Source organism: Phocaeicola paurosaccharolyticus JCM 15092, from assembly GCF_000613805.1.
GTDB lineage: Bacteria > Bacteroidota > Bacteroidia > Bacteroidales > Bacteroidaceae > Phocaeicola > Phocaeicola paurosaccharolyticus.
The window spans coordinates 225914-239699 of the sequence record NZ_BAJR01000001.1 but is presented as its reverse complement, the minus strand read 5'-3'; the positions used below and the strand labels follow the sequence as shown (position 1 = coordinate 239699).

Annotated in this window: 11 protein-coding genes and 1 pseudogene; 4 read left to right on the top strand and 8 right to left on the bottom strand. The window is 39.1% G+C overall.

Going from position 1 to position 13786, the window contains the following annotated elements:
- Positions 1-6 precede the first annotated feature (6 nt).
- The 3 genes from JCM15092_RS00970 to JCM15092_RS14530 all read left to right on the top strand — a co-directional run bounded on the left by JCM15092_RS00970 (position 7) and on the right by JCM15092_RS14530 (position 3574).
- Positions 7-975, top strand: coding sequence for a SusE domain-containing protein (locus tag JCM15092_RS00970; RefSeq protein WP_084488391.1), 969 nt, complete (start codon positions 7-9; stop codon positions 973-975).
- Entirely contained in the window at positions 933-1178 is a 246-nt protein-coding gene (locus JCM15092_RS00965; protein ID WP_024993017.1) for a cadherin repeat domain-containing protein, read from the top strand. The genes JCM15092_RS00970 and JCM15092_RS00965 overlap by 43 nt, the downstream gene beginning before the upstream one ends.
- Before the next feature lie 77 nt (positions 1179-1255).
- Positions 1256-3574: an alpha-amylase family glycosyl hydrolase gene (locus JCM15092_RS14530; RefSeq protein WP_034541390.1), complete on the top strand. Its 2319-nt coding sequence runs from the start codon at positions 1256-1258 to the stop codon at positions 3572-3574.
- A gap of 99 nt (positions 3575-3673) precedes the next feature.
- Here JCM15092_RS14530 and JCM15092_RS14525 read toward each other — a convergent pair.
- Together JCM15092_RS14525 and gpmI are read right to left on the bottom strand one after the other, a co-directional pair.
- Positions 3674-4254, bottom strand: a pseudogene (locus tag JCM15092_RS14525) (DUF3109 family protein).
- A 285-nt stretch (positions 4255-4539) separates the two neighbouring features.
- Positions 4540-6054, bottom strand: coding sequence for a 2,3-bisphosphoglycerate-independent phosphoglycerate mutase (gene gpmI / locus JCM15092_RS00950; protein ID WP_024993016.1), 1515 nt, complete (start codon positions 6052-6054; stop codon positions 4540-4542).
- Between the two features lie 232 nt (positions 6055-6286).
- Between gpmI and JCM15092_RS00945 the strand changes: the two genes are divergently transcribed.
- Complete coding sequence (locus JCM15092_RS00945; protein WP_024993015.1) at positions 6287-7036, top strand: lytic transglycosylase domain-containing protein; 750 nt, start codon at positions 6287-6289, stop codon at positions 7034-7036.
- Between the two features lie 35 nt (positions 7037-7071).
- Here JCM15092_RS00945 and rnhB read toward each other — a convergent pair whose 3' ends face one another.
- The 6 genes from rnhB to sufB form a co-directional block, all read right to left on the bottom strand.
- Entirely contained in the window at positions 7072-7677 is a 606-nt protein-coding gene (gene rnhB, locus JCM15092_RS00940; protein ID WP_024993014.1) for a ribonuclease HII, read from the bottom strand.
- A gap of 130 nt (positions 7678-7807) precedes the next feature.
- Entirely contained in the window at positions 7808-8851 is a 1044-nt protein-coding gene (locus tag JCM15092_RS00935; RefSeq protein ID WP_051532445.1) for a lactonase family protein, read from the bottom strand.
- A 138-nt stretch (positions 8852-8989) separates the two neighbouring features.
- Positions 8990-10204 (bottom strand): aminotransferase class V-fold PLP-dependent enzyme, encoded by a 1215-nt coding sequence (locus tag JCM15092_RS00930; RefSeq protein WP_024993012.1) that lies wholly within the window; start codon positions 10202-10204, stop codon positions 8990-8992.
- A gap of 7 nt (positions 10205-10211) precedes the next feature.
- The gene (gene sufD, locus JCM15092_RS00925; protein WP_024993011.1) at positions 10212-11555 is read right to left on the bottom strand and encodes a Fe-S cluster assembly protein SufD; all 1344 of its coding nucleotides are present in this window, start codon (positions 11553-11555) and stop codon (positions 10212-10214) included.
- A gap of 2 nt (positions 11556-11557) precedes the next feature.
- A complete protein-coding gene (gene sufC / locus JCM15092_RS00920; RefSeq protein WP_024993010.1) occupies positions 11558-12310 on the bottom strand; it encodes a Fe-S cluster assembly ATPase SufC in 753 nt (250 codons plus the stop codon).
- Between the two features lie 21 nt (positions 12311-12331).
- Positions 12332-13783, bottom strand: coding sequence for a Fe-S cluster assembly protein SufB (sufB, locus tag JCM15092_RS00915; RefSeq protein ID WP_024993009.1), 1452 nt, complete (start codon positions 13781-13783; stop codon positions 12332-12334).
- Between the last annotated feature and the right edge of the window lie 3 nt (positions 13784-13786).

Sequence of the window (13786 nt, the reverse complement as noted above, 5' to 3'; positions counted from 1 at the left end):
TATAATATGAAAAAAATTAATATACTCCTATTCTCATTGCTCACCTTATCAGGTCTTATGAGTTGTAGCGATGATCCAGATCTTATTATTGCGCCAGAAGAGAGCTTTGTTTCTCCTGTTCTGAAAGCAATATTGCCGGAAAATGAGATCTTTACTGAAAATACCGATATGAACAGTAACCTTGGTTATGTTCTATGGGACAAAGCAGACTATGGCTATAGTGCTCCTGTGAAATATGTTCTACAGGCAGATACAGCCGGAGGCGACTTCAGCAAACCTATAGAAATTGGAAGTTCATCTACAAATCAGCTTATCCTTACTGCTAAAATGCTTAACAGTGCAGGTATGAACTATACATTAAAGATGAAACCTGTGACACTTAGCATGCGACTTATGACTCAAATCACATCAATTGATTTCAACGCTCCTGTACAGAAGGTGTTGTATTCAAACATACAAGATGTTACTTTCACTCCTTATATTGCTGAGACTCCAATGAAAGCTGCTTACTACATTGTAGGTGCTGCTCTTGTAGGTTGGGGAAATGACCCTGCAAACATCGGTGCTGACCTTCAGCCATTCTTCTCAACAAACAATAATATGAAGGAGAAGATATATTCGTACACAGGATATTTCCAGGCTAATGAAATCAAACTTATCACTATGCCGGGTGACTGGAATACAGCCGGTGCTTTTGCAAGTTCAGGAGCTTCAGGTGACTTCAACACTAAGAACGAGGGTGGTAACTACATATTTGCTGCTGCAGGATACTATACATTTGCTGTAGACTTCACTACAAACAAGTACACTTGTACTCCATACGACGCATCTGGAGCAACCAAGTTCAACACTGTAGGTATCATTGGTGATGCTACTCCTGCTGGATGGGGCGCTTCAACTCCTATGGAACTTGTTGCAGGACAGGAACACTTATGGTTCTCAAGAAGGTTGAACTTATCGGTGGTAAAGCTATGAAGTTCCGTGCCAACGACTCCTGGGATGATGCAAGTAAAGGTGGTGGTAACTGGGGAACCGGTGAAATTCCATTCGGCAAAGCAGAAAATAGCGGTGGTAGTGGAAATATATCTATTGAAAAAGGCGGAGAATATTTCATTGAGTTCAATGACCTTACCGGTGAATATATAATCATGCCGCTTAAGACAGCTCAAAAGAAATAACTGATGAATGAATAGTAAAGAGGTCATTTCAAGATTGACAATATCTTGTTATGGCCTCTTTTATAATTAATCATTTTATGATAACAAAGAAAAATCTATATTTCCTATGGAATCTGATGATTCTGATTCCTCTTTTCAGCAGTTGCTCCTCAAGTAACAATGATGAGCCATATGTTGTAAAGCCGATAATCAAGAATGGTATAAGTACTGATCTTGAAGTTGCTGATGCCGACAAACCACTAACCATAACCTTCAAAGCTGATCAAACAAGTCAGCTATATAACTACACAGGAGATGTTTATGCACATATTGGCATTGTAAATGAAGGTACGTGGGAATATGTACCTGCCGCTTGGGACCAGAACATAGAGAAGTGTAAGATGGTAAAAAGTCAAGATAATATCTGGTCGCTAACTCTATCATCATCAATAAGAAATTGGTTCAACTCAGGAGTCACACCTGTTAACAAGATAGGTATAGTAGTAAGAAGTCAAGATGGAACAAAGAAAGGACTGACAAACGAGTACTTCATCAATGTCACCGACTCAAAATATAAAAGTTTTGTACCTGCTGCTATAAAGAATGCTCCCCTGCCAACCGGTGTTATTGAGGGTATAAACATTGTCGACAACTCTACAGTAACTCTTGTTCTATACGATAAAGACAAGAACGGCAATCATAAAGACTTTGCTCACGTTGTCGGAGATTTCAATAATTGGACTCTCGCCAATGACAGCAAGTCACAGATGAACAGAGATGAAAATGCAGGATGCTGGTGGATAACACTGACAGGTCTTGATAGCCAGAAAGAGTACGCTTTCCAATATTATCTTGGAACAAAAGATGGAAATACTGTACGACTTGCCGACGCATATTCAGAGAAGATCCTTGACCCTGACAATGACAAATATATAAATGATGCTACCTACAATCAGAATAAGACTTACCCTGAAGGAGCAAAAGGCATTGCATCAACATTCAAGATTAATAAAGAGAGCTTTACATGGTCTGTAAATAATTTCAAGATCAACAACCCTGACAAACTGGTTATTTACGAACTCAACATTCGCGATTTCACAACAGCAAGAAATATTTCTGCTGTGATCGACAAGCTGAGCTACCTTAAGTCACTTGGAATAAATGCTATAGAGCTTATGCCTGTACAGGAGTTCGATGGTAACAACAGCTGGGGATATAATCCATGTTTCTACTTTGCTCTCGACAAGGCTTATGGTACAAAGGCAATGTTCCGTACATTTATCGATGAATGTCATAAACAGGATATTGCTGTTATTCTGGATATAGTTTACAATCATGCTACCGGAAATATGCCTTTCGCAAAATTATATTGGGATAGCAACAACAACCTTACTGCTGATAACAATCCGTATTTCAACGTGACTGCACCACATCCATACAGTGTGTTCCATGACTTTAATCATGACAGTCCGTTGGTACGTAAGTTTTTCAAACGTAACCTTAAGTTCCTTATTGACGAGTTCAAGATAGATGGTTTCCGTTTCGACCTCTCAAAAGGATTGACTCAGACAGCCTCAACAACAGAGACTGCCCAAAATTATGATGCTTCAAGAGTAAATATCATTAGCGATTACAATAGCGCAATTAAAGCAGCTAATCCGAACGCTTTCGTAATCCTTGAACATTTTTGTGATACCAAAGAGGAAAATGAATTGGCAAGCCTTAAAATGCATATGTGGAGGAATACAAACAATGCCTTCTGTCAGAGTGCAATGGGTTACAGTGAGAACAGCAGCTTTGAGTGGCTATATCAGAAAGATCCATACTGGGTAGGCTATATGGAGAGTCATGATGAAGAGAGAATGGCATATAAGCAGAAAAAATGGGGAGCAACATATATCAAGAACTCACTCGATGTATCTATGAACCAGTTATGTGCTAATACTGCTTTCTTCCTTACTGTTCCAGGACCAAAGATGATTTGGGAGTTTGGAGAGTTGGGCTATGACTATAGTATCAACAGCAATGAGAGTGGCACATCTGAGAGTGAAAACTATAGAACAGACCCTAAACCTGTGAAGTGGGACTATCTAGATGTTACATCAAGAAAGAACCTGCATGATACATATGCCAAACTGCTTAAGTTAAGAAACGACTACCCTGAACTCTTCTCGGCATCAGCTATAGTAGAGATGCATGTTGGAGTTTCTGACTGGAATAACGGTCGCTCATTAGTGATAAAGAGCACCTTTGGGAAAGAGATAGTAGTCGTTGGAAACTTCACAGAGAATAGTGTAAACATCACATTCCCATCAGTTAGCGGAGAGTGGTATAACTATATGAAGGGAGTTAATGAGAATGTGCCTAGTACTTTGAGTGTTCCAGGCAATGGATACATAGTATATACACGACTATAATAATATAAATCATTAAGAGAGAGAAAAACGAGTCAAGTAAAGAGCCCGGAACATAGAGATAAAACTCCTTGTTCCGGGCTCTGATTTTATATATGGTTATTAAATTAGCCCACGGTTTTTCAGTTCCTCAGCAGCTATCTCCATCTCTTTGTACCACTCCTCACCGAATTTTCTTACCAGAGGCTCCTTAAGGAATTTGTATACAGGGAGATTCTCTTTCTGTCCGAGTAACTCTGCTGCCTTGCATACGTCCCATCTGTGATAGTTTACAGCTTTGTATGGCCCATAATTACCTATACGTATAGGATAAAGGTGACATGATATAGGTTTATAAAACTTTGTCTTTCCGGAACGGTAAGCCTTTTCAATTGCACAGAAGCAGTAACCTTTCTCATCATAGTAAGTAAATACGCAGTCCTTGTTGTTTACAATAGATGTTACAAGATCACCATCCTGTCTGTGTAGACCACACCCTGCTTATCGATAACCTCTTTGGCTTGCTCCGATAGATCATCCCAAATTACAGGAAGAACCTCTTCAAGTTTCTCGACTTCATCCATCTCTACAGGAGCTCCTGCATCACCCTCTATACAACACTCTCCTTTGCATGCATCAAGATTACAAAGAAATTTTTCTCTGAAGACATCAAGTGAAATAACTACATCATCTATCTGAATCATAACTGCGCTCTTTATTATGTCGGCAAAAGTACAAAAAAGTAGGTTATCATATCTGAATGAAAAGACAATTGTCTATAATTATCCTGAAGAGAACGACTCAAAATTTAACTCTCTGACGACTGTTTTATCAATAAAAAAGAAATTTTCTTTGTCCTAAGGCTTAGGATTAATATCCTAAGCTTATATTTTATTATCCTAAAGCTTAGGATAATAAAACAGAACAGATAAAGACAAAAAAAGATGGGAACTTATAAAGTTCCCATCTCAATATATCATAATTTGATATTACTTAATAAGTACATTACCAGTCATATCTTTAGGAACTTCAAGTCCCATGATGGTAAGCAATGTAGGAGCTACATCAGCAAGAATACCATTTACAACCTTTGCATCCTTGTTCTCTGTTACGTAAACACATGGAACAGGATTAAGAGAGTGAGCAGTATTAGGAGTACCATCAGCATTAAGAGCATGATCAGCATTACCGTGGTCAGCTATGATGATTACCTCATAATCATTCTTCTTAGCAGCCTCAACAGTATCTTTCACGCACTCATCAACAGCCTTAACTGCCTTCTCGATAGCACTGTATATACCAGTATGACCAACCATATCACCATTAGCGAAGTTTACTACAATAAAGTCAAACTTCTCTGAGTTGATTGCATCTACAAGTTTCTCTTTAACCTCATAAGCACTCATCTCCGGTTTAAGGTCGTAAGTAGCTACTTTTGGAGAAGCAACAAGTATACGTTCCTCACCTTCGAATGGAGTCTCACGGCCACCATTGAAGAAGAATGTTACGTGAGCATATTTCTCTGTCTCTGCTATATGAAGCTGAGTCTTTTTCTGGTTTGCAAGATACTCACCAAGTGTATTCTGTACGTTCTCCTTATTGAAGATGATATGAACTCCCTTGAATGAAGCATCGTATGGAGTCATGCAGTAGAACTGAAGATTAGGAACAATATGCATTCCGAAATCTGGTTTGTCTTCCTGAGTAAGAACTACAGTAAGTTCTTTTGCACGGTCATTACGGTAGTTGAAGAAGATAACTACATCACCCTCTTTAATAGTTCCGTCGAAAGCAGCATTAACGATAGGTTTGATAAACTCATCAGTAACACCCTCATCATATGACTCCTGCATAGCCTGAACCATATTATCAGCTTTCTTTCCTACACCATTTACCAAAAGTTCGTAACCCTCTTTCACACGTTCCCAACGTTTGTCACGGTCCATTGCATAGTAACGGCCGATGATTGATGCTATCTTACCAGCGCTCTTCTTGCAGTGTGCATCAACCTCTTCTATAAAGCCTTTACCGCTCTTAGGGTCTGTATCACGACCATCCATGAAACAATGGATGAAAGTATTTTCCAAACCATACTCCTTAGAGATATCACACAACTTGAACAGGTGATCAAGTGAACTATGAACACCACCATTAGATGTCAATCCCATGAAATGGATATTCTTATTGTTCTTCTTTGCATAATCGAAAGCTGAAACAATCTCAGGGTTCTGCATAATGCTGTTATCAGCACAAGCGCGGTTAATCTTAACAAGATCCTGATAAACAACACGACCGGCACCTATATTAAGGTGGCCTACCTCTGAGTTACCCATCTGACCATCAGGCAAACCTACATTTTCTCCACTAGCCTGAAGCTGAGAATTTGGATAATTCTCTATAAGATAGTCCCAATATGGAGTCGGAGTATTGAAGATTACATCATCTTTTCCATGATCGCCTATTCCCCAGCCATCAAGAATCATTAAAAGAGCTTTCTTAGCCATATTTTTATTGTTTTAATTGTTTCTTTATTTATTGCGCAAAGTTACAAAAAAAGGAGAAATTATCTCTTTCTTTTCACTTCCAATTATTAATAATTACGAATAGCAATATGTAAATGTGATAATTAGAGAAATTATTAACATAATATATTGCAGTCTACTTTATTACAGATAAATATTCATCATATCAAAACAATGACTACCTTTGCAGCAATTATAACAACTAGGCTTTAAAATGAGATATCTATTTACTCTTTTATTCTATTGCATAGCCTTTACTATTGCTAGAGCGCAAGATCCGGATCCTCTTCCCTTACTTCCATTACCTGAGGAAAAGAGAGTTCTAGACCAAAAATTGGTTATTGAGATAGATTCTCTGATTGAGCATAACATTGTAAGATTTTGCAATCAAAAGATAGATCTATCGACTCGTGAAAGACAGAGAAAACTTCAGAGAGAGATGAGATCATTAACTCCATATTCATCTACATTAATTCAGAGAGCCAACTACTTCTTCCCTATAGTAGAGGAGATACTGGAACGTTGCAATGTACCCGATGACTTTAAATATTTGATGGTGATAGAGAGTGGCATGGACCAGTTTGCACGATCACAGGTTGGTGCCACCGGACTTTGGCAATTTATGAGAGGTACTGCTATACAGTATGGCTTGCGTGTGGATGGAAGGATAGATGAACGCTATCACATTGACAAAGCTACATATGCTGCCTGCAGATACCTGAAAGATGCATACAGTAAGTTCGGAGATTGGGTTGCTGCAGCGCAATCTTATAACATAGGGCAGGCAAGAATAAACTATGAACTGTCTAGACAGGGAGTATCAGATGCAATTGACTTAGACTTAGTGGAAGAGACAAACAGATACGTATATAGAATCTTGGCAGCGAAGATTATCTTTACAAATCCACGTAACTTCGGACTAACTGAAGCAAATCTATATTACAAGAGACTGAGAAGAAGATAATTATTACTCTTTTTTCTTTGTATTGCACTTTATCACTAAAATTCCAATGAGAGTTGAGGATCTTCTCCTAGAAGATTAAATGTCATTCTATGATATGGAGTTACTCCAAGGCGACGTATCCCATCACGATGTTTCTTTGTTGGATAGCCCTTATTTCCCTTCCAGTAGTACCCAGGATACTCTTCATCAATTTTATTCATAAAATCATCTCTATATGTCTTGGCCAATACAGACGCTGCAGCTATAGATAGATATTTGCCATCACCTTTCACCACAGTAGTGTGTGGTATCTCATGATATTTCTTAAACCTATTACCATCTATCAAAAGAGCTTCGGGACGGACTTTCAGCTGATCTATAGCCCTATGCATAGCGAGGAATGAGGCATTGAGGATATTTATCTTGTCAATCTCTTCATTAGTGACCACTCCTACACCCCAAGCCAGAGCCTCTTTTTCTATCACTTCACGCAACATATAGCGTTTATGCTCGGACAACTGTTTTGAGTCATTCAGTTCATCATTCTTGAAGTCATGAGGTAATATTACTGCTGCTGCATAAACCGGTCCGGCTAGACAACCACGACCAGCCTCATCGCAGCCGGCTTCTATTTTTTCTATATCTAAGTATGGTAATAACATCTATTTTTCTTTTAAACAAAGATATCACAAAATTGATAAAAGGTGTGAAAATCGACTAAGCTTATCTCTTTATATAACTTATGCCTTGCCTTTTATGCCGTGTGGATAATCTTAACGGGGTAACCATATACTAAAAAATAGTTACAAATACAGGCTTTTTAATATTGATTGTAAACTCCTTCTTAGGAGTTAGCATTCCACTCTTGCAGTCGCGCTTATAGAACTCTATGCTGTTGCTATCACGGCATGTCACAATTATCCATTTGTCATCCGGAGTTATGGTAAAGTTTCGTGGATGGATTCCGGTATTGATATATCCTACCATCTTTAATGTGCCGTCAGAAGCTATTGAGAAAATTGTTATTCCATCATTTTTCAAACGGTTAGAGGTATAAAGATATTTGCCATCAGTAGAGATGTGTATATCGGCAGAGCCTTTGCCATTCACCCCTTCTGTAACGTCGGAAAGAATGTATTGAACAGCATTGAAAGTTCCTTCTTCTCTTTTAAGCACTGCCACTTTTCCTGATAGTTCACCAATGACATACATCATCTTATTATCATTACTGAAAATGAAATGACGTGGTCCGAAGTTAGGTTCAAAATTTATTGTATCAACAACCATACTATCTTTTTGGACATATATCTTGTCCGAACCAAGATCGGATATATACAGATTACCATCTTCATTGTAAACCACGCTGTGGATATGTGGAGCAAGTTGCGCCTTCTTGTCTACTGAGCCTCCACGGAACAGAGTATGCTGAATAAGTGAACCTAAACTTCCGTCACTCTTCAAAGCATATCTTGTCATTGACCCGCCACCATACTCAGCTGTAGAGACCTCCTTACCATTAGTAGCAATATTACATGGCGCTGATCCCAAGCCGGTTATGCTATTAAGTTTTGTCAACTTGCCCTTATCAAATGAGTAAGCGGTAATGCCTGCTGAAGAATCTTCATTCTCGGTTACTGCATAGACAAATTTCTTATCAGGAGATAATGTTAGAAATGAAGGATTTTCCTGTCTTATACTATCTGATATGATAGACTTTCCTGTGACAGTATCAATAGAGCATATATAGATACCCTCACTTCCTGTACCTGTATAGGTGCCTACAATCATATTCAAACTTGAATTTACATTCTCTTTCTGTTTTCCGGTACAACTCATGATAGTGAATATTAAACAGATTAAAACCTGTAATCTAGATAGTTTCATAATTATTGATATAATGTTACAGGCAAATATAAAAAAACACCTTGAGAAAGAGATTCTCAAGGTGGATTAATTATATGTTATTGTATATTTTCAGAACATCTTACGCACCCTATCTATGCCTTCAACAAGAGAATCAATCTCCTCTTTGGTATTATACATACCTAATGATGCTCTCACTGTTCCCTCAATGCCAAATCTTCTCATCAAAGGTTCAGCACAGTGATGACCGGTACGGACTGCTATACCAAGTCTGTCCAACAGTGTTCCCATGTCAAGGTGATGAATATTACCTACAAGAAAAGAGATTACTCCACCTTTGTGAGCTGCCTCTCCGAATATACGCATGTCAGGTATTTCATAAAGGCGTTTCATGGCATATTTTGTCAATCCATCTTCATAAGCAGATATATTCTCTATGCCTATTTCGGATACATAGTCCAATGCCTTTGCCAAAGCAGTGGAACCAATATAGTCTGGTGTACCTGCCTCAAACTTGTATGGAAGTACATTAAAAGTGGTCTTCTCGAACGACACATTCTGTATCATCTCTCCTCCACCCTGATAAGGGGGAAGTTTATCTAGCCACTCCTCTTTTCCATATAGAACACCAATACCGGTAGGACCATAAATCTTATGTCCGCTGAAAGCAAAGAAATCGGCACCTATCTCTTGCATGTCTACCTTCATATGAGGAACACTCTGTGCACCGTCAATAAGTACAGGCACTCCATTAGCATGAGCTATTTCAACAATCTCCTTAACAGGGTTGATAGTACCAAGCACATTACTTACATGTACTACACTAACCAGCTTTGTATGTTCAGAGAAGAGTTTCTTGTACTCATCCATAAGGATTTCACCCTTATCGCTAATAGGTATCACTCTAAGCTTTATTCCTTTCTTAGCTGCCTGCAGCTGCCAAGGAACAATGTTGCTATGATGTTCCATAGCAGACACAATAACCTCATCGCCTTCATTCATCTGGCTGTCGGCAAATGTAGAAGCTATAAGGTTTATACTCTCTGTGGTACCGCGTGTAAAGACAATCTCATTTATGCTCTTGGCATTGATGAATTTCCTTACAGTCTCACGAGATGCTTCATGTAGTTCTGTTGCCTGCTGAGAGAGAAAATGAACTCCTCTATGTACATTAGCATTTACAGAATAATACTCATTAACTATAGACTCCACCACACATTTTGGTTTTTGTGTAGTGGCACCATTATCAAGATAGATAAGAGGTTTTCCATAAACCTCTCTACCTAATATGGGAAAATCTTCTCTTATCTTTAGTACGTCGTACATAATCTCTTTATTTACAAATTGCACATCCCTCACACTTACTCAACTCACCGCGGAACCTCTTCTCTACAAGAACATGTAGTCTCTCTTTCAATACATCAAGACGGACATTGTCTATAACCTCATTTACGAAAGCAAACATCAGTAGAAGACGTGCCTCTCTGAGAGAGATACCACGCTGCTGCATATAAAACAGTGCATTCTCGTCAAGCTGTCCAACCGTTGCGCCATGCGAACATTTCACATCATCAGCATAAATTTCAAGCTGCGGCTGTGTGTACATCCTCGCTGTACGAGTAGCACATAGGTTACGGTTTGTCTGTTCCGAGTTAGTGTGCTGTGCATCATGGCGTACCAATACCTTACCGGCAAAAGCGCCTACCGCCTCATCATCAAGAACATACTTAAATAGCTCATTGCTTGAACAATCACTGACCTTATGATCGATAAATGTATTATTATCAATATGTTCTCTCTTATCAGCTATGGCCATTCCGCAAAGCTTTATCTCGGCACCTTTTCCTTCAAGAGATACATTTGTCATGTTACGGGTAACTCCATTATGTAAAGTCATACCATTTAGAAGCACATTGCTGTTGGCACTTTGGCTTACATATAGATTACTGAAACGTACATTCCTGTTGTGTGTCTCCTCAAGTTCGTAAAGATCGAATAAAGAGTTATCACCTATAAATGCCTCTATAACTTGTGTAGACAGGAACTTTACATCATCCATAGCATGATCACATATCAACAGCTTAGCATGTGCATTCTCCTCAAGGATAACAAGGACCCTTCTGTTTGACATCAAATCTACACTTGAGTGGAGAATGTTGACAAGCTGTATAGGTCTCTCTACTACCACACCTTTAGGTACATATAGCAGGAATCCATCTTGAGCCATCATTGTATTGAGTGCAGTTATAGAATCCTCTTCTGTCTTTGCAATCTTACCATAATATTTCTCTATAATCTCAGGATGCTTTTCTGAAAACTCTTTCAAGCTACCAATGATTACACCCTCCGGAATATTAGGAGATGCTTGAGAAACAGGATAGAAGCTGTCGTTAACAACAAAGTAAAGAGCTGTGCTCATATTTGGCACATCACATTTGAATACTTTGTATGGATTGACAGGTATATCCAGACGATTAATGTTCAGTCCATAATCCGGAGCGAACAGTTCATCTGCATCTGTATATTTGTATTTCTCTACCTTCCGGGTAGGAAATCCATTTTTCTTGAAATTCTCGAATGCTTCTGCTCTCTTGGAATTCAACAGCTCAGAGCTGTGTTTATTTATAGCAGATCCGCACTCAAGAAATATATCAATATATTGTTGTTCTGCTGCCATATTTATTCTCCCAATTCAGCTTTAATCCAATCATAGCCTCTCTCTTCAAGATCAAGGGCAAGTTCAGGACCGGCTGTTTTTACAATTTTTCCCTTATATAGTACATGAACAATATCAGGTTTGATATAGTCAAGTAATCTTTGATAGTGAGTAATTACTATGCAACTTGTCTCAGGAGTCTTAAGCTTGTTGACTCCCTCGGCTACTATGCGTAGGGCATCAATATCAAGACCTGAGTCAGTCTCATCGAGGATACTCAGCTTTGGTTCAAGCATTGCCATCTGGAAAATCTCATTTCTCTTCTTTTCACCTCCTGAGAAACCTTCGTTTACAGAACGATTTGCCAACTTGTTATCTAGCTCAACAACAGCTCTCTTCTCGCGCATGAGTTTCAGAAACTCACTTGCTGTCAATGCTTCCTGACCAAGATATTTACGTTTTTCGTTTACAGCTGTACGCATGAAGTTAACCATGCTCACACCTGGTATCTCAACCGGGTATTGGAATGATAGGAATAGTCCAACATGACTTCTCTCTTCAGGACTCATCTCAAGAAGATTCTTACCTTCGAAAGTCACTGTACCTTTAGTAACCTCGAAAGCCGGGTTACCAACAAGTACTGCAGAGAGTGTACTCTTACCTGAACCGTTTGGTCCCATTATAGCATGAACTTTTCCTTTCTCTATGTCAAGGTTAATACCTTTTAATATCTCTTTGCCATTAATGCTGGCATGCAAATCTCTAATTTGTAACATGATTCTGAATGTTTATATATTCTATCCTACACTTCCCTCAAGCGATACAGCGAGCAACTTCTGTGCCTCGACTGCAAACTCCATAGGAAGCTTGTTTATCACCTCTTTAGCATAACCATTTACTATCAGCCCTATGGCATCCTCAGTGTTTATACCTCGCTGGTTGCAATAGAATAGCTGATCTTCACTAATCTTACTAGTAGTAGCTTCATGTTCTACAATAGCAGTCTCATTGTTTATATCCATATATGGAAATGTGTGAGCACCGCAGTTGCTTCCAAGAAGCAGAGAGTCACATTGGCTATAGTTACGTGCATTATCTGCCTTAGAAGAGACACGTACCAAGCCTCTGTATGAGTTCTGGCTCTTTCCGGCACTGATACCTTTGCTGACAATAGTACTCTTGGTATTCTTTCCAAGATGAATCATCTTTGTTCCTGTATCTGCCTGCTGGTAGTTGTTTGTCACAGCTACAGAGTAGAATTCAGCAGTAGCGTTATCACCACTAAGGATACAACTTGGATATTTCCATGTAATGGCAGATCCTGTCTCCACCTGTGTCCATGAGAGTTTACTGTCAACACCCTTACAGTGTCCACGTTTAGTAACAAAGTTATATATACCGCCCTTACCATTAACATCACCAGGATACCAGTTCTGAACAGTTGAATATTTAACCTCTGCTCGGTCGTGTACCACAATCTCAACGATAGCTGCATGAAGCTGATTCTCGTCTCGCTGAGGAGCTGTACATCCCTCAAGATAAGAGACATAACTATCATCATCTGCTACAATAAGTGTGCGTTCAAACTGACCTGTATTGGCAGCATTTATACGGAAATAGGTTGAGAGTTCCATAGGGCATCTCACACCTTTTGGTATATATACGAAAGATCCGTCACTGAAGACAGCAGAGTTAAGAGCTGCAAAGAAGTTATCTCTGTAGCCAACCACTGAACCTAAATATTTCTGTACCAAATCAGGATGTTCTTTAACTGCCTCGCTGAAAGAACAAAATATAATGCCCTTCTCCATAAGAGTCTCCTTGAAGGTTGTCTTTACTGATACAGAGTCCATTACGGCATCTACAGCCATTCCACTGAGTTGTCTCTGCTCATGAAGAGGAATTCCCAGCTTATTGAATGTCTTTATCAGCTCCGGGTCAACTTCATCCATACTCTTTGGGCCCTCCTTTTTCTTAGTCGGATCGGCATAGTATGAAATTGCCTGATAATCAATCTCAGGGATATCCAAATGTGCCCAGTGAGGCATCGTCATTGTAAGCCAATGACGATATGCATTAAGACGAAACTCCAACATCCATTCAGGCTCACCTTTCTTAGAAGAAATGAGTCTGATAACATCCTCATTAAGTCCCTTCTCTATTATATCAGTGCTGACTTCAGTAGTAAATCCATACTTGTATTTCTCCTGAGTCAGTTCTTTAACAAATTTATTGGGTTCTGTTTGCATTTC

What these genes read in the sequence shown, in the direction of transcription:
- JCM15092_RS00970 (WP_084488391.1), top strand. Translation starts at nt 7, where the DNA reads ATGAAAAAAATTAATATACTCCTATTCTCATTGCTCACCTTATCAGGT.
- JCM15092_RS00965 (WP_024993017.1), top strand. Translation starts at nt 933, where the DNA reads ATGGTTCTCAAGAAGGTTGAACTTATCGGTGGTAAAGCTATGAAGTTC.
- JCM15092_RS14530 (WP_034541390.1), top strand. Translation starts at nt 1,256, where the DNA reads ATGATAACAAAGAAAAATCTATATTTCCTATGGAATCTGATGATTCTG.
- gpmI (WP_024993016.1), bottom strand. Translation starts at nt 6,054, where the DNA reads ATGGCTAAGAAAGCTCTTTTAATGATTCTTGATGGCTGGGGAATAGGC.
- JCM15092_RS00945 (WP_024993015.1), top strand. Translation starts at nt 6,287, where the DNA reads ATGAGATATCTATTTACTCTTTTATTCTATTGCATAGCCTTTACTATT.
- rnhB (WP_024993014.1), bottom strand. Translation starts at nt 7,677, where the DNA reads ATGTTATTACCATACTTAGATATAGAAAAAATAGAAGCCGGCTGCGAT.
- JCM15092_RS00935 (WP_051532445.1), bottom strand. Translation starts at nt 8,851, where the DNA reads ATGAGTTGTACCGGAAAACAGAAAGAGAATGTAAATTCAAGTTTGAAT.
- JCM15092_RS00930 (WP_024993012.1), bottom strand. Translation starts at nt 10,204, where the DNA reads ATGTACGACGTACTAAAGATAAGAGAAGATTTTCCCATATTAGGTAGA.
- sufD (WP_024993011.1), bottom strand. Translation starts at nt 11,555, where the DNA reads ATGGCAGCAGAACAACAATATATTGATATATTTCTTGAGTGCGGATCT.
- sufC (WP_024993010.1), bottom strand. Translation starts at nt 12,310, where the DNA reads ATGTTACAAATTAGAGATTTGCATGCCAGCATTAATGGCAAAGAGATA.
- sufB (WP_024993009.1), bottom strand. Translation starts at nt 13,783, where the DNA reads ATGCAAACAGAACCCAATAAATTTGTTAAAGAACTGACTCAGGAGAAA.